This window comes from Variovorax sp. ZS18.2.2, from assembly GCF_024701975.1.
Taxonomy (GTDB): domain Bacteria; phylum Pseudomonadota; class Gammaproteobacteria; order Burkholderiales; family Burkholderiaceae_C; genus Variovorax.
The window spans coordinates 1,989,214-2,005,751 of the sequence record NZ_JANLNM010000001.1; the positions used below are offsets into that span (position 1 = coordinate 1,989,214).

The window sequence follows — 16,538 nt, forward strand, 5'->3', positions numbered from 1 at the left end:
ATCAGTATTGTCTCGGACCGGCAAAGCGGCCACGCTGCGCAGCCTCCACATCCGGCAAATGCTGCTTGCAGAATTCGAGGGCGGCGCGCAGCTCCTTCTCGACCGTGCTCAGCGACACGTCGAAACGCCGCGCGATCTCGTCGTTGAGCTGGCCCTCGACGCGCGCCGCCACCAGGATGGCACGGCGCCGCGCGGGCATGCGTCCCAGCACCTGGCTCAATGCCCGCACGTCGCTGCGTGCACTGGCGATGCGCTCGGGGTCGCTCACCTCGTCCACGATATGCACCAGTTCATCGATCTCACCGTGCACCAGCAGCACGTTGTTCTGCCGGTACTGGTCGGTCGCGATGTTCGCGGCCATGCGCAGCAGGTAGGCGTCGGCGTTGTTCACCGTGCCGCCATCGCTGGTGGCGGAACCGGTGGAGCTCGTCGTGGAAAGACGCAGCCAGGTTTCCTGCATCGCATCGGCCGCGTCGTCGCGCGAACCGACGATGCGCTCGAGCTTGCCGCGCAGCTCGACATAGCGCGCGACCATGCGCGCGCGCAGCGTGGACGCCATGCCTTCGTTCATTGCATGCGCCTGTTCGTGTCGGTGGCGTTCGACGCCTCGCAATCGGACCACGCGCCAGGTCCTTCCGGCAGCATCAGGATGACCAGCGGCTGCGGCAGCGAAGGCGGCGGCGGGCTGCCGACGGACAGGCCGCGCAGCCGGATCTGTATGGCGGCGTCGCGGTCGGAGACGCCGGTCGTGCTCAGGAGGCGAAAGCGGTCCACCACGCCGCGCGCATCGACGTGCAGTTGCAGCGCGAGGCGGTAGCTGCCCGGACGCGTCTGCGTCGAAGCGCACAAGGTGCCGTTCAAGGCCCGCTGAACCTGGGCGGCATAGGACTGATGCAAGACTTCCCCTTCTTTGAACCCCGACTCCTCCATGCCCTCGGCCTCGGGCATCGGCTGCAAGGCCGTGCCGCCGGCCGTGCGCGATGCACGAATCACCACCGACGTCGCGCTCGCATGGCGCGCCTCCAATCCCGTGCCGGCCAGCATGGCCTCCAGAGCCTCCATGGCGGTGAACGTGCCGCGCACCGTTCCCGAAAGGCGTTGCGCATGAACGCCGTCGATCAATACGTCCAGCCCCGTCGCCTTGCCGTAGGCCGCGATGGCATCGCCCAGGCGCTGCGCGGCGATGTCGAATTCCATGCGCGTCGCGGGCGCCGTCGCTGCTTCCGCTTGCTGTGCGCTCGCGGTGTGCGCGATGAACGACATGGCCGCTCCAGCAAGACACCATGCCAGTGCCACGACACTGACCGATGCCGAATTCACTCTCATACCGGGTAGGCGCACACGCTCCTGAGTTGCCGCGTTCGCCGACCGAAACACGGGGCACGTCGGCGAACCCGGGTGACGTTAGCTTTGGGCGGTGACGTTCACGTGACATTGAAAAACCAAACACCGACATCGGATTCCGCAACGATGAAAACGCGTTCGAACGCAGCAATCAGTTGCTCAACGGGCGACCGATGCCGTTGCAGACGCTGGTGTTGCCGATGGCCTGGGCGCTGGTCACGGTCAAGAACCTGGAGATGATGGTCGACCTCCAGTTCTGCGTGCCGGCGGTGCCGTCGGGCAGCGGAACGAAACCGTGCGAGGTGACCAGCGGGCTCGGCACGTACAGACGGGTCAAGAACGAGCGGACCTTCGCCGTGATCGCGGGGTCCCTGTAGCACTGGTTCACCAGCAGGTTGGTGGTGCCGAAGATCGGGTAGCTGGCACCGGTGCCGCTGACGGGCGGCTTCACATAGGCAGGAACCCAGGCGAGCGGATCGGTCGTGGCGCCGCCAACGGGCAGCGACTGGCTGCCGAGCATCGTCCTGATCGCAGCGGCGACCGGCAGGAAGCCGTTGACCTTCGCGAAGAGCGTGTCGTTGGTTGGGTTGTAGGCCGGATCCGGGCTCATGTAGCCGATGCGACCGGCCGTGCTGAACGAACCGGACATTCCAGCATCACCCTCGGTGAAGCGCCAGATGGCATCGGCTGCGGGGTTGGCCAGGTCGGTGGATCGACGGGGCTGCGGCGTACCGGCCGGGACGGTGCCGTCGACCACCGCGCGAAAGTCGCTGGAGACACGGAAACCGCTGCCGGGGCATGCAGCCACGAGGTAGCGACTCAGTAGTTCGGTCGTGCCGCTGAGCTCATCGTTGTAGACCACCTGAATCGGCGTGGGATCGGCGGTGCCGAGCAATTCGCCCCAGGAACGGCCACCAGGCTGTTTTGAGAAGATCGCGCAGACCTTTGCATCCGGCAGGTTCAGGTTGGTCACGGCGCTGGCGGCGGACCCCTTGTAGGGAATCAACACCGCAGTGCCGAAGATCGGAATCTGGATCAGCGGCCCCCAGGCGGCCGGGCCCGTCACCGGAACGCCGGGCGCCAATTCGACGTGAGCAGCCCTGTAGGCATCGCGTTCGGCTGCGCGCAATACGGATTCGCCGGCAGCGAAATGCACCGACTGCGTCGTCGGCCACTTTGGACGGGTTGCCTGGCTCTCGTCGCGCAACTCGCGGCCAACGGTGGCCTGCGGGTTGTTGAGCAGGAATGCATCCTTGACGACGCTGCCGATGCCGGTATAGCTGTAGTTGGTGAGAGCTACGCCGCTGGGCAGCAAATCCTTGTGCAGTTGCTCGGGCAACGTCGCGCCACCACCGACCACGATCTGCGCGGAAGCCGCACCCACGACCAACAGGCCCTTCACCATCACGGCCAGCAAGGCGACCTTCTTGAACTTTGCACGCATGGAAACTCCGTTGAATGAACTGGCAGCTACAGAAAAAAAAGCCCCGGGAGTTCAGGCCGTGCCTTGGCACAACCTTCCCCCGGGGCTGATCCGGAACCGGCGACGCCGAGGCGCGCCGGTTCAGGACATGCACGCAGAACAGTCGATCAGTTGGTCACCGGACGGCCGACGGTGTTGCAGACGTTGGGGTTGCCAATGCCCAGAGCAGCGGTCGTGGTCAGGAACGTGGTCTGAATGGCGGACTTCCAGTTGGCGTTGGCACCAGCAGCGCCGGTGCCGTCAGGCAGCGCAGCGAAGCCGTGCGAAGCGACGAGCGGGCTCGGCACATACAGGCGGGCCAGGAAGTTGCGGACCTTGGTAGTGATCGCCGGATCCTTGTAGCACTGGTTCAGCAGCAGGTTGGTGGTGCCGAAGATCGGGTAGCTGGCGCCAGTGCCGCTGACGGGCGGCTTCACATAGGCCGGAACCCAGGCGAGCGGATCGGTCGATGCGCCACCGAGGGGCAGCACCTGGCTGGCGAGTGCCGTCTTGATCGAAGCGGGAAGCGGTGCGAAGCCGTTGACCGTCGCGACCTTCGTGGCGTTGGTCGGGTTGAAGGCCGGATCCGGGCTCAGGTAGCCGATACGGCCAGCCGTGCCGAACTCAGCAGCCATGCCGCCATTGCCGTCGACGAATTTCCAGATGGCGTCGGCAGCAGGGTCAGCCGGGGCAGTGGACAGGCGGGGCAGCGGCGTGCCAGCCGGAAGGGCGCCGGTAACCACGGTGCGGAAGTTGTTCGAGAAGACGAAACCGCTGCCCGGGCAGGCGGCGAGCAGGTAACGGGCCAGCAGTTCGGTGGTGCCGCTGGTTTCGTTGCGATAGACCACCTGGATGGGCGTGGTGTCGGCGGTACCGAGCAGTTCACCCCAGGTGCGGCCACCCACGGACTTGGAGAAGACCGCGCACATCTTGGCGTCCGGCAGGTTCAGGCTGGAGATGACGCTGGCGGTGGAGCTCTTGTAGGGGATGAGCACCGCGGCACCGACGGCCGGGATCTGGATCAGCGGGCCCCAGGCTGCGGCGCCGGTCACCGGGACGCCGGGCGAGGATTCGATGTGGGCGGTCTTGTAGGTGTTGTACTCGGTGGAGGTCAGGGTGGAATCGCTGCCGGCGAAATGCACGGAGTCGGCCGGGAGCCAGGCGGGCGTGCCGGCGATCGATTCGTTCTTGAAGCCGGTGGCGTTGTTGTTGAGGAATGCCGACTTGCCAGCGCCGCTGCCGGTGCCGGTGTAGCTGTAGTTGGTATTGCCGATGCCGCTCGGCAGGAGGGCGTCGTACAGCGGCTCGGGCAGCGTCGCACCGCCGCCACGCACGATCTGGGCCGACGCAACACCTGCGCCCACCAGGCAAGCCACTGCCACGGCCGACAGTGCGGCCGTCTTGAACATTGCATTCATGGAAACTCCTTTGAATGGACCAAAAGTAAAAAATGAACTACCGAAGACGCGACGCTCGTTCGTTCGACCGCCTGTCTCGTCTCTGCCTCTGTCACCCTTCTCGGCGACGTTTTGATCTTGCTTTTCGCAGGTGACAGGGGCCCGAAAAAACCTCGGGAACACAGCTGCAAAAGCTCCCGAACTCGCGGCTGTTTTCGATGCCTGTGTTCCCGAACATTCAGCGCACCATCTGGTTGATTTCCATGATCGGCATGAGCACGGCGAGCACGATCACCATCACCACGCCTCCCATGCCGACGATCATCAGAGGCTCGAGCACGGTCGTGAGGCGCATTGCGCGGCGCTCCAGATCTCGGGAGAGGTTCTGGGCCGCACGCTCGAACATGGCTGCGAGCGCGCCCGTCTTCTCGCCGCTGGCGACCAGATGCACGAGGTTGGAGGGAAAAATCTTTTGCGCTTTCAATGCCGCCGCGAGCGGCGTGCCCTCTTTCACGCGGCCCGTGGCTTCGAGCACGCAGCGCTTGATCCATTCGTTGCCGAGCGTCTGCCGCGCGGCTTCCAGCGCGCGCAGCAGCGGCACGCCCGCGTCCATCAGGATCGACAGCGTGGAGGCGAAGCGCGCGGTGTCCACACCGAGCGCGTAGCGGCCCACCATCGGCATGCGCAGCACCATCGCGTGCCAGCGCAACCGCCTGCCGGCATCGCGCAGCGAGGCGCGGGCGAGTACCCAGGCGCCAACGATGAGGCCCGCGGTAAGCCAGCCCCACTCGCGCACGAAGGCGCTCGCGGCCAGCATGGCGCGCGTGATGGCGGGCAACTCCTGCCGCGCCTGCGCGAACGCACCGATGACCTGCGGCACCACGTAACCCAGCAGGAAGACCACGATGCACAACGACACGAAGCCGACGATGGCCGGATAGATGAAGGCGGTGAGCACCTTGCTGCGCAGGTTGTCGCGGTTCTCCAGGTAGTCGGCCAGCCGCTCCATGACGCGCGCAAGGTCGCCCGAGTCTTCGCCCGCGCTCACGAGCGCGCGGTAGATCGATGGAAAGTCGCGCGGCCGTTCGCCCAGCGCATCGGCCAGCCGCATGCCGGCGCGCACACCGTCGCACACCGCGCTCAAGGCATCGGCCACGTGCTTGCGCTCGGCCTGCTCGATGGTGGCGACGAGCGCAGCTTCGAGCGTGAGGCGTGCGCCCAGGAGGCTCGCGAGTTCGCGTGTGGCCCAGCACAGGTCGCTGGCACTGAGCTTCGGGTTCAGCCACGCCAACGCACCGCCGCCCGCAGCCTTCTCGCGGATGTCGAGCGGTGTCAGGCCGCGCTCGCGCAGTTGCGTGCGCACCGATCGCGCGGACTCGCCTTCGGTAGTGCCACGCTGGATTTCGCCAGCGCCGTTGGCGGCCTCGAATTCGAAACGGGCCATGGCCGCGCCTCCTTCCTATGCGTCGCGCGTGACGCGCATGATTTCCTCGGCGGTGGTCACGCCTTCGCGCACCCAGCGCTGGCCGTCCTCGCGCATCGAGCGCATGCCGTGGCGCACGGCGGCGGCGCGCATGGCCTGCTCGTCGCCGCCTTCGTGGATGAGGCGGCGGACGTCGTCGTGCACCACGAAGAGTTCGTGGATGCCGGTGCGTCCCTTGAAGCCGGAGTTGCCGCACGCGGGGCAGCCCACCGGCACGTAGGCCACGCTGCCGTCGGGCTGCTGGCGTGGCGCCTTGCATGCGGGACACAGCCGGCGCACCAGCCGCTGCGCGAGCACGCCCAGCAGCGACGACGACAGCAGGAAGGGCTCGATGCCCATGTCGCTCATGCGCGTGACGGCCGAGACCGCGTCGTTGGTGTGCAGCGAGGCCAGCACGCCGTGGCCGGTGAGCGAGGACTGCACCGCGATCTGCGCGGTCTCCAGGTCGCGGATCTCGCCGATCATGATGTTGTCCGGGTCCTGCCGGAGCGCCGCGCGCAACGCGGCGCCGAAGGTCATGCCGATCTTGCTGTGCACCGGAATCTGGCCGATGCCGGGCAGGTCGTATTCCACCGGGTCTTCCACGGTGAGGATGTTGCTGGTGCTCAGGTCGAGCTGGCCGAGCGCCGCATAGAGCGTGGTGGTCTTGCCGCTGCCGGTGGGACCGGTCACGAGCACGATGCCGTGCGGCTGGCGCACCAGCCGCGTGAGTTCGGCCAGCGTGTCGGGCGCCATGCCCAGGCGTTCGAGTTGCAGGCGGCCGGCGTCTTTCTCGAGCAAACGCAGCACCGCGCGTTCGCCATGCGCGGTGGGCACGGTGGACACGCGCACGTCGATGGGCCGCCCGCCCACGCGCAGGGTGATGCGCCCGTCCTGCGGCAGGCGCTTCTCGGCGATGTCGAGCTGCGACATGATCTTGATGCGCGAGATGAGCGCCGCATGCAGCGCGCGGCGCGGCGACACCACATCGCGCAGCGTGCCGTCGACGCGAAAGCGCACCACCGAATGGGTCTCGAAGGATTCGAGGTGCACGTCGCTCGCGCCGTCGCGTGCGGCCTGGGTCAGCAGCGCGTTGATCATGCGGATGACGGGTGCATCGTCCTGCGCGTCGAGCAGGTCGGTGACGGCGGGAATGTCCTGCATCAGGCGCGCGAGATCGACCTGCTGCTCCACGGCGCCGACCACCGAAGCGGCGTCGCCGGTCTCGGCATAGCTGCCGGCGAGCAGGCCGTCCATCTCGACCTCGCCGACCTGTTTCAGCGGCAGCTCGCCCAGCAGGCGGCGTGCCTCGACGATGGCCCAGCCCGGCGTGCGCGGGCACACCACGATGCGGGGCACATCGTCGCCCTCCCTGCGCACGACGATGCGCTGGCTGCGCGCCCATGCATGCGGCAGCACGGCTTCGTGTGCCTGTTCGCGCGCCTGTGCATGCACCACCGCATCGCTCACGGCGTCACCACCAGCTCCGGCCGGTAGCCCAGCTCGCGCAGCACGGCGATGGTGTTGTCCACCGCCTGCGGATCGCGCGGAACATCCGCGCGCACGAGGTTCCCCTCCCCGCCCGGACCGCTCACGATGTAGGCGCCGATGCCGCTGATGCGCACCCGCTTGACGATGCGCACCGCGTCCTGCTCGGCGTTCACGTCGGCGATCTGCACGACGGTGCGCTTGTCGTTGGCGCCGCCGTAGAGCACGGCGGGATCGGAGTCCACCGTCACGCCGACCGGCAGCTGCGAGCGCAGCACCGGTGTTGGCGGCGCGGCCGCCTCGGGCGCCTGGCGCACCTCGCTGGCCGCTGCGGTGGGCGGCGGCGCCTGTTCGCGCGTCTGCGCCCAGTTCTGCGGGCGCAGGTCGACCTGCGGTGCGCGGCCCACTCTGGGCACGTCGGAGGGCGGCAGCGCGGGGCCGCCGACATCGGGCAACAGGCCATGCGGCATGGGCCGCGACCGCCCTTGCTGCATGCGCATGAAGTTGTAGCGGTCGAGCGTGAGGCCGCGGCTCGCGTTCGCATCGCGGATCACGTAGGGCCTGAGGAACACCATCAGGTTGGTCTTGACGCGCTGGCGCTTGTCGTAGCGAAACAGGTTGCCCACGACCGGCAGCGAACCGAGCCCGGGCACGGCCTCGGTGCCGTTGGTGACGCTGTCTTCCATCAGCCCGCCGAGCACCATGATCTGGCCGTCGTCCACCAGGATGCTGGTGTCCAGCGCGCGCTTGTTGGTGACGATGCCGGCCGCGCCCGAGCTTTGCTCGTCGATGCTCGACACCTCCTGGTAGATGTCGAGCTTGACGGTGCCGCCCTCGGAAATCTGCGGCCGGATGTTCAGCTTCAGGCCGATGTCTTCGCGCTGGATGGTCTGGAACGGGTTGCTGCTGCTATTGCCGTTGGTGATGTACTGCCCGCTCACGAAAGGCACGGTCTTGCCCACCATGATGGAGGCCTGCTCGTTGTCCAGCGTGAGGATGTTGGGCGTCGAGAGGATGTTGGCGCCGTCCTTGGTCTGCAGCGCGCGGGCCAGCACCTTGAGGTTGAGGATCTCGCCCACGCCCGGCAGGTTGACGGTGCCATCGATCACGCCGATGTTCAGGCCCCTGGGAATCACGTCGATGGTGTTGGTCGCAGCGGTGTTGAGCTGGGCGCCGCCGAAGTTCGTGCCTCCGCGCACCTGGCCGTTGCGTCCGCCGGCCATCCACTGGATGCCCAGCTCGGAGGCGTCGCGCTCTGTCACCTCGACGATCAGGCTCTCGACCAGCACCTGCGCGCGCCGCTGGTCGAGCATGTCGATCACGCGGCGCAGGCTCCGGTACATCGGCTCGGGCGCCGCGATGATCAAGGTGTTGGTCGCGGCGTCGGCCTGCACCGTGACGCCATTGGCGGAGAAGGCGGCAGAGGTACTGCCGCCCGCCGCGCCGGACGCAGAGCCGCCCGCGCCGCCGCGCTGTATGCCGCCTGTCGTGCTGCGGTTCGCCGTGCCCGATGTGCCCGCAGTGCCCGCTGTACCCGTCCCGGCAGCGGTGCTGCCGTTCGTGCCCGTGGCGCCCGCCCCCCCCGCGCCGCCGAGCATGCCGCCCGCGCCCAGCGCCGCACGAACCGAGGTGTTGCCGGCCGCCGATGCATCGGGCGATTCACCCGTCAACAGGCCGCGCAGCACATTGGCCAGCGGCACCGATTGCGCATTGCGCAGGTACACCACGTACAGGTTGCCCGGGTCGCTCTGCGCGCTTTCGAGCTTGGCGATCAGCTCGCGCGCGAGCGCGGTCCGGCCCGGGCTGCTCGACCGGATGATGACGCTGTTGGAGCGCGGATCGGCCAGCACGACGATGTCGCGCTTGCCCTTGTCGCCGGTGTTCTCCAGCAGCTCGCTCGCCAGGCCCGCGATGTCCACCGCGATGCCGTTGCGCAGCTTCACCACTTCGGCGTCGAGCGAGGTGGGCGTGTCGATGCTCTCGATGATGCGGGCCAGGCGCTCGAGGTTGTCGATGTAGTCGGTCACCACCAGCGTGTTGTTGGCCTGGTAGGCCGTGATGGTGTTCTCGGCCGCGATGAGCGGCTTGAGCACCGGCACCATCGCCTCGGCGTTCTCGTAGTTCAGCCGGAAGGTGCGCGTGGCAAGACCGCCGCCGGGGTTGCGCGTGTTGACCGAGCCGCCCTGCAACTTGGCATCGGCCACCGGCACGACGCGGCTCACGTCGCCCACGTCGACGATCGCGAAGCCGCGCATGCGCAGCGCGGTCGAGAGCATGCCGTAGGCCGTGGCCGCGGGCACCTCGCCTTCGGAGACGAGGGTGATCTGCCCCTTCACACGCGGATCGAAGAGAAAGTTGCGCCCGAGGAAACGCGCCAGCGCCGAGACCACGGAGGTGATGTCGGCATCGACGAAGTTGAGCACCACCTTCTCGTCCCTGCCGCTCCTGGCGGCTTCCGGGCGACCGGGCGGTGCGCTTTGCGTCGCACCGGCCGCGAGGCTTGCGCCACTGACCAGTGTCAGGGAAGCCAGGCAGCAGGCCACGGTCCATCGGCGCATCGCTGCGCCCTTCAGCTCTCGTATCACGGGCCATCCTTGTTGATTTGCGTGGACTGCAGGTCCACCGCACCGCGCACCGGACCCTGTGGGTCGGCGGTGCCGTCCGCGCGCTCCAGGTTGGCGCGCATGACTTCGACGTCGCTGCGGGCGGACACCGCCAGCAGCCATGAAAAGACCTTGGCCGCGGGCGCGGGTCCGGAGAATTCGATGCGCCACGCTTTCGCGGGCAAGGGCTTGCTGCCTGCGGCGGCGGGCCCGTCGGCCACGACGTCGTGGACCTTGTAGAGCCCTTGCAGGCCGGCGCGGTCCAGGCCCGTTTGCAAGGGCTCGGCCTGCGCACCCGCCCGCCCGCCCGCGACGGGAACGCCGGCGAGGATGCCGTCGAGTTCGGTCGACTGGGCCTGCAGCTTCGGCAGGTCGCGACGCCACTGGACGATGGTGTCCAGCGCGGGGCGGGTCAGCGCGAGCCACAGGAACGCGAGCGTCATCACGAGCGCTGCGATGCCCACCGCGAACCGGTCGCGCGCGGACAGTGCGCGCCAGCGTGTCGTGCCTTCACGGATCAGTTGGTGTGTCGGTTGCAAGGCGCGAACCAGTGGGCGCAGGCGATCGGCGTTCATGGCGAACCTTTCTGCGCGGTGCCCTCTGCGGCCGGTGCGTCGCTGGCGACCTTCATGCGCAGCGTGCCCGCATCGCCTTCGATGGCGAAGCCTTGCTCACGGGCCTGGGCCTGCAGCGTGCGCAGCGCCTCCGCCTCCGGCGCCGCGCCGTCGCGCCATCGGAACTGCAGCTCGCCCGCCGCATAGCGCAGGCCCTGAACCTGCCCGGCCGGCGCCTGCGCGAGCAGGTTCGCTGCCGCGCGCGAAAGACCCGCGTAGTCGCCCTTTGCCGCTTGCGGCGCGCCCGCGGCGAGCGCCTCTTTCTGCTGCCGTGCCTGCTGCACCGGATTGACGACCACCGGCACGTCAGGAAACGCGGCCTTGACCCGCGCGGCCATCTGCCGCTTCAGCGTCTGGCCTTGCGCGGCCAGCTGGCTGGCGTAGACATTCAGCCCGACCAGCCACACGGCTGCGGCGATGGCGCCCCATGCGACAGCGGGTGCGGCCAACGCGGCAACACCGCTACTGCCGGCTTCCGTGCTGCCGACTGGCAGTGACCAGCGCCAGCCTTCGCCGGCCCACTGCACCGCCGCATCGCCCTCGACCCATCGCACCGCGGGAAGTGCCGCATCGCCGCCGGCATGCGCCGCGATGCCCGCTTCGCGATCCGCTCCGTCCGGCAGCCAATGCGTGAAGCCCTGGTCCTGCCCCGTGCGGACGACGAGCCACCGGTCGATCTGGCATGCGGTCCAGCCCGCGTCGGCGCATGGCAGGAAAGCCGCCGGCAGATGCAGCGCGCGCACCGCCAGGCCGTGCCGGCGCAGCAGGCCCGACCAGCCTTCCACCACATCGCGGCCCACCCATGCCGCGGGTACGGCGCCATCCGGCCCACGTACGCCAAAGCCTGTCACCAGGGTTTCGAGCGGACGGAGCGCGCAAGGCTCGATGGCGCCCTGCACAGCCGCATGCAGGCGCCGGCCGGACAGCGGCGGCAGCGCGAAGCTGGCCGTGGGCACGTCGCCGGGATGCAGGCAGGCCTCGATGCGCTTCGGATGGAAGCGCCCGGCGATCTCGCCGAGCGCCAGCGTGCCGCCATCGCGCCATGTCCCGTCGGACTCGCGCCAGCCGCATTGCACCGTGCCGGGTGGCGCGCCATCGCCCGGCCAGGGCGGCAGGCGCAAACGCAGCAGGTCGACCTTCATACGCCCTCCCGCAGCCACGTCACGCGCGGCATGGAGGTCTTGTCGTCGTGCAGCAAAGCCACCTGCACGAACTTCGTGCGCGCGGTGTCGAGCACGCTCGCCACGCGGAACCAATTGCTGGTGATGCCCATGCGCATCTCGTTCAGGTCGAGCGCTGGCATTCGGAGGCGGTTGACGAAGTCGCCGCGGTTCACGAACCATTGGCCGCGATCGCGGGCCGCCAGCAAGGCGCGGGCGCGATCGAGCGACAGCCCCGGCACGCCGGCGGCGATGAGTTCGGCGCTCGCTGTGTTCGCGTTGATCCAGGTGCGCTGGGGCAGCACGGTCACGAAAGGCGCAAGCCGGGCGAGCATCGCCGGGTCCATGCCAGGCACGGCCAGCAGGTCTTCCACAACGCGCGGTCGCGGGGCCGTTGGAGCGCGTGGCAGTTCGGCCGGCAGGCCGAGCGCGGCAGCCGCCTTGGCGGCCCGCGTGCGAACTTCTTGCGTCACGTCGCCCGGCGCCTGCGATTCCGCATCGCCCAGGCTCAGGATGACGCGGCGCATGATCGCCTGCGCCTGCCGCGGCGGCACACCCACCGTTGCGCAGAGCCGTGTGAACACCTCGACCTCCGCCGGATCGACACCCACCGCATCCACCAGGTTGCGCAGGTTGAACTTGCCCTGCTCGTCGGTGATCTCGCTCACGAGGCGCCCGCCGTCGGCGGCCACCTGGCCCGAGGCCTGCCGCGCGAAGGGCTGGTTCCACAGGCCGTCCAGACGGGTGGTCACATCTCGCAGCGCTTCCGCGCGCAGCACGCGCTGCGCCTCGCCGATTTCGCCTCGCAGCAGCCAGCGCGCTTGCACGCGCGACTGGTCGCCCTGCGTGGTGCGGATGAAGGCCGATTGCCGGCCCAGCAGGCCCGCGGCCAGCGCGGCGATGACGGCGACGATCAGCAGCGCGCTGACCACGGCCATGCCGCGCTGGCGCGCATGAATGTCGTGAATGGAAGCAAAGGCGCGGACGGGCTGGCCCGCCCTGATGCCCATCGGTGCGTGCACGTTCGTGGTCCGTGCGCTACCAGGAGCCGACGTCTGCGTTGGCTTTCTCTCCGCCGGGTTCACCGTCGGCGCCCAGCGAGAACACATCGACCTCGCCGTGGGTGCCGGGGTTCAGGTACTGGTAGGCGTTGCCCCACGGGTCCTGCGGCAGGCGCTCGAGGTAGGTGCGCCAGTTGGTGGGCACCTTGCCGGTGGTGGGCTTCTCCACCAGCGAGCGCAGGCCTTGCGTCGAGCTGGGGTAGGCGCCGTTGTCCAGGCGATAGAGCTTCAGCCCCTGCATGATCGCGGCCACGTCCTGCCGCGCCGCGGTGGCGCGCGCCTGGTCGGGGCGGTCCATCAGGCTGGGTACGATCAGCGCGGCGAGCACGCCGATGATGACGAGCACGACCATCAGTTCGATGAGGGTGAAGCCGCGCGGTTGCACGGGGTGCCGGCTTGCGTTGCTGCGGGCGGAACGTGCGGCCATCTTTCACTCCCAGGACAAGGTACGTCGATTGCGGTCAAGCCACGGATCGTGGCAGGAGCGCATGTCAGTCCGATGGAAAATCCTCGGGAGTCGGCCGGGCGCCCGGCCCGGTTTCAGAGGTAGCGCACCTCGGCAGGCGCCTCGAACCAGTTGTTGTTGCGCCCATCCATGTGGCGCACCGGTGCAGTCGAAAGTTCTTCCAGCGTCGCGTCGTCGAGGCACGTCACGTTCACACTGACGTAGGCGCCGCCGATCTCGGGCACGTTGCCGCGCCCGAACGACTTGATGCCGCAGGTCTTGCAGAACAGATGCTCGGCACTGCGCGAGGCGAACTGGTAGCTCGAGAGGTCCTGCTCGCCCGAGAGCAGCGTGAAATCTTCGGGCTTGACGATCGCGCCCCAGCCGCGGGACTTCATGCAGATCGAGCAATTGCACTTGCCGGTGCCCGCGGCGAGGTCAATGAGGGCCTGGAAGCGAACCTTGCCGCAGTGGCAGCTGCCGTTGTATGTCTTCTTCATGGTGGACGTCCTTGGATGGGTTGGAAAGAATCCAAGGCTACGACCCATTGCGGACAGATCCTGTCCTCGATCCGAGGCATCATGCGGCCCATGCTGTCTGCCTCCGCACGCCTGATCCGGCTCCTTTCCCTGTTCCAGGCCCAACGTTCCTGGACGGGCGCCGGGTTGGCCGAACGCCTCGAGATCACCGAGCGCACGCTGCGCCGCGACGTCGACCGCCTGCGCAGCCTCGGCTACACGGTCGACTCGACCTCGGGCGTGGCCGGCGGCTACCGGCTCGGTGCGGGCACCGCCCTGCCCCCGCTGCTGCTCGAAGACGAAGAGGCCATCGCGGTGGCGTTGGGCCTGGGCAATCCGAGCGACGGCAAGGGCGACATCGAGAACGCCTCGATGCGCGCCCTCGCCAAACTCGAGCAGTTGATGCCGCCGCGGTTGCGCAAGCGGCTCGACAGCATGCGCGCGTCGGTGGTGCCGCTTGCGCGCGGCAAGTCGGAAGTGCGGCTGAAGGCGGTCACGCTGTTTGCCGAAGCCTGCACCGACCGGGACGCGCTGCGCTTCGACTACCGCGACCACCACGCCAAGGCGACCGCGCGCACGGTGGAGCCACACCGCGTGGTGCAGTCGGGCCAGCGCTGGTACCTGCTCGCGTGGGACACGGCGCGCGAAGACTGGCGCACTTTTCGCCTCGACCGCATCGTGGCGCCCGTGCCGACCGGCGCACGCTTCACACCACGCAGGCTCCCGCACGGCGATGTCGCGGCGTACATGGAGCAGGCGCTGCGCGTCTCGCCCTACCTGCACCACGCGCGCATCGTGGTGCATGCGCCTGTCAAGGCGCTCGAAGCGCACCTGGGCTGGGTGGGCGGCGTGCCGGAGGCGATCGACGAAGGCACGACGCGGATCGCGACCGCGGCCAATTCACTCGATGCGCTGGCCGTATGGCTCGGCTGCCTCGGGCACGACTTCGAGGTCGAGTCGCCGAAGGAACTGGTGGCGCACATCGCCCTGGTTGCCGGTCGGCTCGGCAAGGCAGTGGGAACTAGCGCAGCGCGAACGCCAGCGTGACCGCGCCCAGCGCCAGCAGTCCGAGGCCGGCAATGAACACCATCTCGCCCCAGGCCTCCAGCCGCACGCCCGAGCGGCGAGAACGCATCGAGATGAAAGACAGCAACGCGCTGGCCAGGAAGACCAGCGCGTCGATGGCGAGGAGCCTGTCGATCAAAAGCCGCATGTCGTCGCGCGGCCCGAGATGGCCGATCGACATGACCGTCATGCACACGCCGATCATCGTGGCCGACGTGGGCAGGATGTGCGCGGAGAGGCTGTTGGCCGCCGCGCGCTCCTGAACCACCACGAGGGGCAGGTTGCCTGGCGGCTTCATCCGCTTGCGCCCTACCGTCAGCCGATGCGGACCGGCACGAAGATCTTGTCTTCGCCGCGCTGGATGAGGAGCGCCACCGACTTGTTGGTCGCCTTCGCTACCACCTCGCGCACCTGCTCCAGGCTCTGTGCCGGCGTGCCGTTGATGGCCAGCAGCACGTCGCCGGCCTGAACGCCAGCCTGCGCCGAGGGGCCGGCTGCGTCCTCGATCAGAAGACCGGTATCGACACCCGCTTCACGCTTCTCCTGCGGCTGCAGGGGGCGCAGCGCCAGACCCAGCTTGCCCTGGCCCGCGCCGGTGTCGGCCTTCGCGACCTGGGCCGGCTTGTCGCTGGCATCGCCGAGCTTGGCCTGCAGCTCCTGGCGTTCGCCCTGGCGCCACACTTCGAGCGAGACCTTCTTGCCCGGCGCCTGCTGGCCGATCACCGCGGGCAGGTCGCCCGAAGAGACGATGGCCTGGCCATCGACCTTGCGGATCACGTCGCCCGCCTTGAGGCCCGCCTTGTCGCCGGGGCCGCCCTTCTCGATGTTCGAGACCAGCGCGCCTTCGGGCTTGTCGAGCTTGAAGGAATCGGCGAAGGCCTGGTTCACCTCCTGCACCGCGACGCCCAGGCGTGCATGCGAGGCCTTGCCGGTCGCGACGATCTGGTCCTTCACCTGCACGGCGACGTCGATCGGGATCGCGAACGACACGCCCTGGTAGCCGCCGCTGCGGCTGTAGATCTGCGAGTTGATGCCGACCACCTCGCCACGCGTGTTGAGCAGCGGACCGCCGGAGTTACCGGGGTTCACGGCCACGTCGGTCTGGATGAAGGGCACGTAGCTGTCGTCGGGCAGCGAGCGGCCCTTGGCGCTCACGACGCCGGCCGTCACCGTGTTCTCGAAGCCGAAGGGCGAGCCGATGGCCAGCACCCATTCGCCGACCTTCAGGTCCTTGGTGTTGCCCAGAGCGAGCACCGGCAAGTTCTTCGCGTCGATCTTGAGCACGGCGATGTCGGTCTTGGCATCGGCGCCGAGCACCTTGGCGCGGTATTCGCGGCGGTCGGTCAGCTTGACGGTGACTTCCTTCGCGTCCTTCACGACGTGGGCGTTGGTGATGATGATGCCGCTCGGGTCGACGATGAAGCCCGAGCCCTGCGCGCGCACCGGCACTTCGCGTTGTTGCTGTTGCTGGCCGCGCGGGCCCATCTGGCCCTGGAAGCGGCGGAAGAACTGGAACATCGGGTCGTCGGGGTCGATGCCCTGGATCTCGGCCGCGGCTTCGTCGTCCGACGCCTTCATGGTGCCGGTCACGCTGATGTTGACCACGGCGGGGCCGTCGCGCGAGGTGATGGTGGAGAAGTCGGGCAGCGTCACCATCGCGGGAGCTGCGGCGATGGGGGTGGCGTTGGTTGGGGCGCTCACGGCGCTGGTGTAGGCGCCGGCACCGATGGCGCCGATCACGCCGGCGCTTGCCAGGGCGATCACCAGGGCGCGGGGGGAAGTCAGGCGGGTGTTCATGGGTCGGTTCCTTTCAATTGCGTATGGACGCAAAACACGATGAAAGGAATGTCGTTGCGCTGACTTAAGCGCGGCTTAAACGGTCTCGGGATTTACTCCCTCTCCCTCTGGGAGAGGGTTGG

The 16,538-nt window shown here is 68.4% G+C and carries 15 protein-coding genes; 1 reads left to right on the top strand and 14 read right to left on the bottom strand.

Annotation, left to right across the window (positions count from 1 at the left end; translation table 11 throughout):
- Position 1 precedes the first annotated feature (1 nt).
- The 12 genes from NU688_RS09320 to NU688_RS09375 form a co-directional block, all read right to left on the bottom strand.
- Entirely contained in the window at positions 2-571 is a 570-nt protein-coding gene (locus tag NU688_RS09320; RefSeq protein WP_257860257.1) for an RNA polymerase sigma factor, read from the bottom strand.
- A complete protein-coding gene (locus NU688_RS09325; RefSeq protein ID WP_257860258.1) occupies positions 568-1,263 on the bottom strand; it encodes an STN domain-containing protein in 696 nt (231 codons plus the stop codon). The genes NU688_RS09320 and NU688_RS09325 overlap by 4 nt, the downstream gene beginning before the upstream one ends.
- 232 nt (positions 1,264-1,495) lie before the next feature.
- The gene (locus tag NU688_RS09330; RefSeq protein WP_257860259.1) at positions 1,496-2,788 is read right to left on the bottom strand and encodes a substrate-binding domain-containing protein; all 1,293 of its coding nucleotides are present in this window, start codon (positions 2,786-2,788) and stop codon (positions 1,496-1,498) included.
- 146 nt (positions 2,789-2,934) lie between these two features.
- A complete protein-coding gene (locus NU688_RS09335; protein WP_257860260.1) occupies positions 2,935-4,224 on the bottom strand; it encodes a substrate-binding domain-containing protein in 1,290 nt (429 codons plus the stop codon).
- A gap of 217 nt (positions 4,225-4,441) precedes the next feature.
- Positions 4,442-5,647, bottom strand: coding sequence for a type II secretion system inner membrane protein GspF (gene gspF / locus NU688_RS09340; RefSeq protein ID WP_257860261.1), 1,206 nt, complete (start codon positions 5,645-5,647; stop codon positions 4,442-4,444).
- A 15-nt stretch (positions 5,648-5,662) separates the two neighbouring features.
- Positions 5,663-7,135 carry a type II secretion system ATPase GspE gene (gene gspE / locus NU688_RS09345; protein ID WP_257860262.1) on the bottom strand — a complete coding sequence of 491 codons (1,473 nt, stop codon included), beginning with the start codon at positions 7,133-7,135 and terminating at the stop codon, positions 5,663-5,665.
- Positions 7,132-9,738, bottom strand: coding sequence for a type II secretion system secretin GspD (gene gspD / locus NU688_RS09350; RefSeq protein WP_257860263.1), 2,607 nt, complete (start codon positions 9,736-9,738; stop codon positions 7,132-7,134). Before gspD ends, gspE begins: the two co-directional genes overlap by 4 nt.
- Positions 9,735-10,295: a type II secretion system protein M gene (locus NU688_RS09355; RefSeq protein ID WP_257860264.1), complete on the bottom strand. Its 561-nt coding sequence runs from the start codon at positions 10,293-10,295 to the stop codon at positions 9,735-9,737. Before NU688_RS09355 ends, gspD begins: the two co-directional genes overlap by 4 nt.
- Positions 10,296-10,327: 32 nt before the next feature.
- The gene (gene gspL, locus NU688_RS09360) at positions 10,328-11,512 is read right to left on the bottom strand and encodes a type II secretion system protein GspL (protein WP_257860265.1); all 1,185 of its coding nucleotides are present in this window, start codon (positions 11,510-11,512) and stop codon (positions 10,328-10,330) included.
- Positions 11,509-12,552: a type II secretion system minor pseudopilin GspK gene (gspK, locus tag NU688_RS09365; protein WP_257860266.1), complete on the bottom strand. Its 1,044-nt coding sequence runs from the start codon at positions 12,550-12,552 to the stop codon at positions 11,509-11,511. The genes gspL and gspK overlap by 4 nt, the downstream gene beginning before the upstream one ends.
- Before the next feature lie 16 nt (positions 12,553-12,568).
- Positions 12,569-13,018: a type II secretion system major pseudopilin GspG gene (gspG, locus tag NU688_RS09370; protein WP_257860267.1), complete on the bottom strand. Its 450-nt coding sequence runs from the start codon at positions 13,016-13,018 to the stop codon at positions 12,569-12,571.
- Positions 13,019-13,131: 113 nt separating this feature from the next.
- Complete coding sequence (locus tag NU688_RS09375) at positions 13,132-13,536, bottom strand: GFA family protein (protein WP_257860268.1); 405 nt, start codon at positions 13,534-13,536, stop codon at positions 13,132-13,134.
- 90 nt (positions 13,537-13,626) lie between these two features.
- On the opposite strand from NU688_RS09375, the gene NU688_RS09380 reads away from it, so the two are divergent.
- The gene (locus tag NU688_RS09380) at positions 13,627-14,601 is read left to right on the top strand and encodes a YafY family protein (RefSeq protein ID WP_257860269.1); all 975 of its coding nucleotides are present in this window, start codon (positions 13,627-13,629) and stop codon (positions 14,599-14,601) included.
- Here the strand turns inward: NU688_RS09380 and NU688_RS09385 are convergent.
- Positions 14,576-14,917 (bottom strand): hypothetical protein, encoded by a 342-nt coding sequence (locus NU688_RS09385; RefSeq protein ID WP_257860270.1) that lies wholly within the window; start codon positions 14,915-14,917, stop codon positions 14,576-14,578. The two genes, NU688_RS09380 and NU688_RS09385, sit on opposite strands and share 26 nt — an antisense overlap.
- Positions 14,918-14,934: 17 nt before the next feature.
- Positions 14,935-16,416 carry a Do family serine endopeptidase gene (locus NU688_RS09390; RefSeq protein WP_257860271.1) on the bottom strand — a complete coding sequence of 494 codons (1,482 nt, stop codon included), beginning with the start codon at positions 16,414-16,416 and terminating at the stop codon, positions 14,935-14,937.
- Positions 16,417-16,538 lie beyond the last annotated feature (122 nt).

What these genes read in the sequence shown, in the direction of transcription:
- NU688_RS09375 (WP_257860268.1), bottom strand. Translation starts at nt 13,536, where the DNA reads ATGAAGAAGACATACAACGGCAGCTGCCACTGCGGCAAGGTTCGCTTC.
- NU688_RS09380 (WP_257860269.1), top strand. Translation starts at nt 13,627, where the DNA reads ATGCTGTCTGCCTCCGCACGCCTGATCCGGCTCCTTTCCCTGTTCCAG.
- NU688_RS09385 (WP_257860270.1), bottom strand. Translation starts at nt 14,917, where the DNA reads ATGAAGCCGCCAGGCAACCTGCCCCTCGTGGTGGTTCAGGAGCGCGCG.
- NU688_RS09320 (WP_257860257.1), bottom strand. Translation starts at nt 571, where the DNA reads ATGAACGAAGGCATGGCGTCCACGCTGCGCGCGCGCATGGTCGCGCGC.
- NU688_RS09325 (WP_257860258.1), bottom strand. Translation starts at nt 1,263, where the DNA reads ATGTCGTTCATCGCGCACACCGCGAGCGCACAGCAAGCGGAAGCAGCG.
- gspL (WP_257860265.1), bottom strand. Translation starts at nt 11,512, where the DNA reads ATGAAGGTCGACCTGCTGCGTTTGCGCCTGCCGCCCTGGCCGGGCGAT.
- gspF (WP_257860261.1), bottom strand. Translation starts at nt 5,647, where the DNA reads ATGGCCCGTTTCGAATTCGAGGCCGCCAACGGCGCTGGCGAAATCCAG.
- NU688_RS09330 (WP_257860259.1), bottom strand. Translation starts at nt 2,788, where the DNA reads ATGCGTGCAAAGTTCAAGAAGGTCGCCTTGCTGGCCGTGATGGTGAAG.
- gspG (WP_257860267.1), bottom strand. Translation starts at nt 13,018, where the DNA reads ATGGCCGCACGTTCCGCCCGCAGCAACGCAAGCCGGCACCCCGTGCAA.
- NU688_RS09390 (WP_257860271.1), bottom strand. Translation starts at nt 16,416, where the DNA reads ATGAACACCCGCCTGACTTCCCCCCGCGCCCTGGTGATCGCCCTGGCA.
- NU688_RS09335 (WP_257860260.1), bottom strand. Translation starts at nt 4,224, where the DNA reads ATGAATGCAATGTTCAAGACGGCCGCACTGTCGGCCGTGGCAGTGGCT.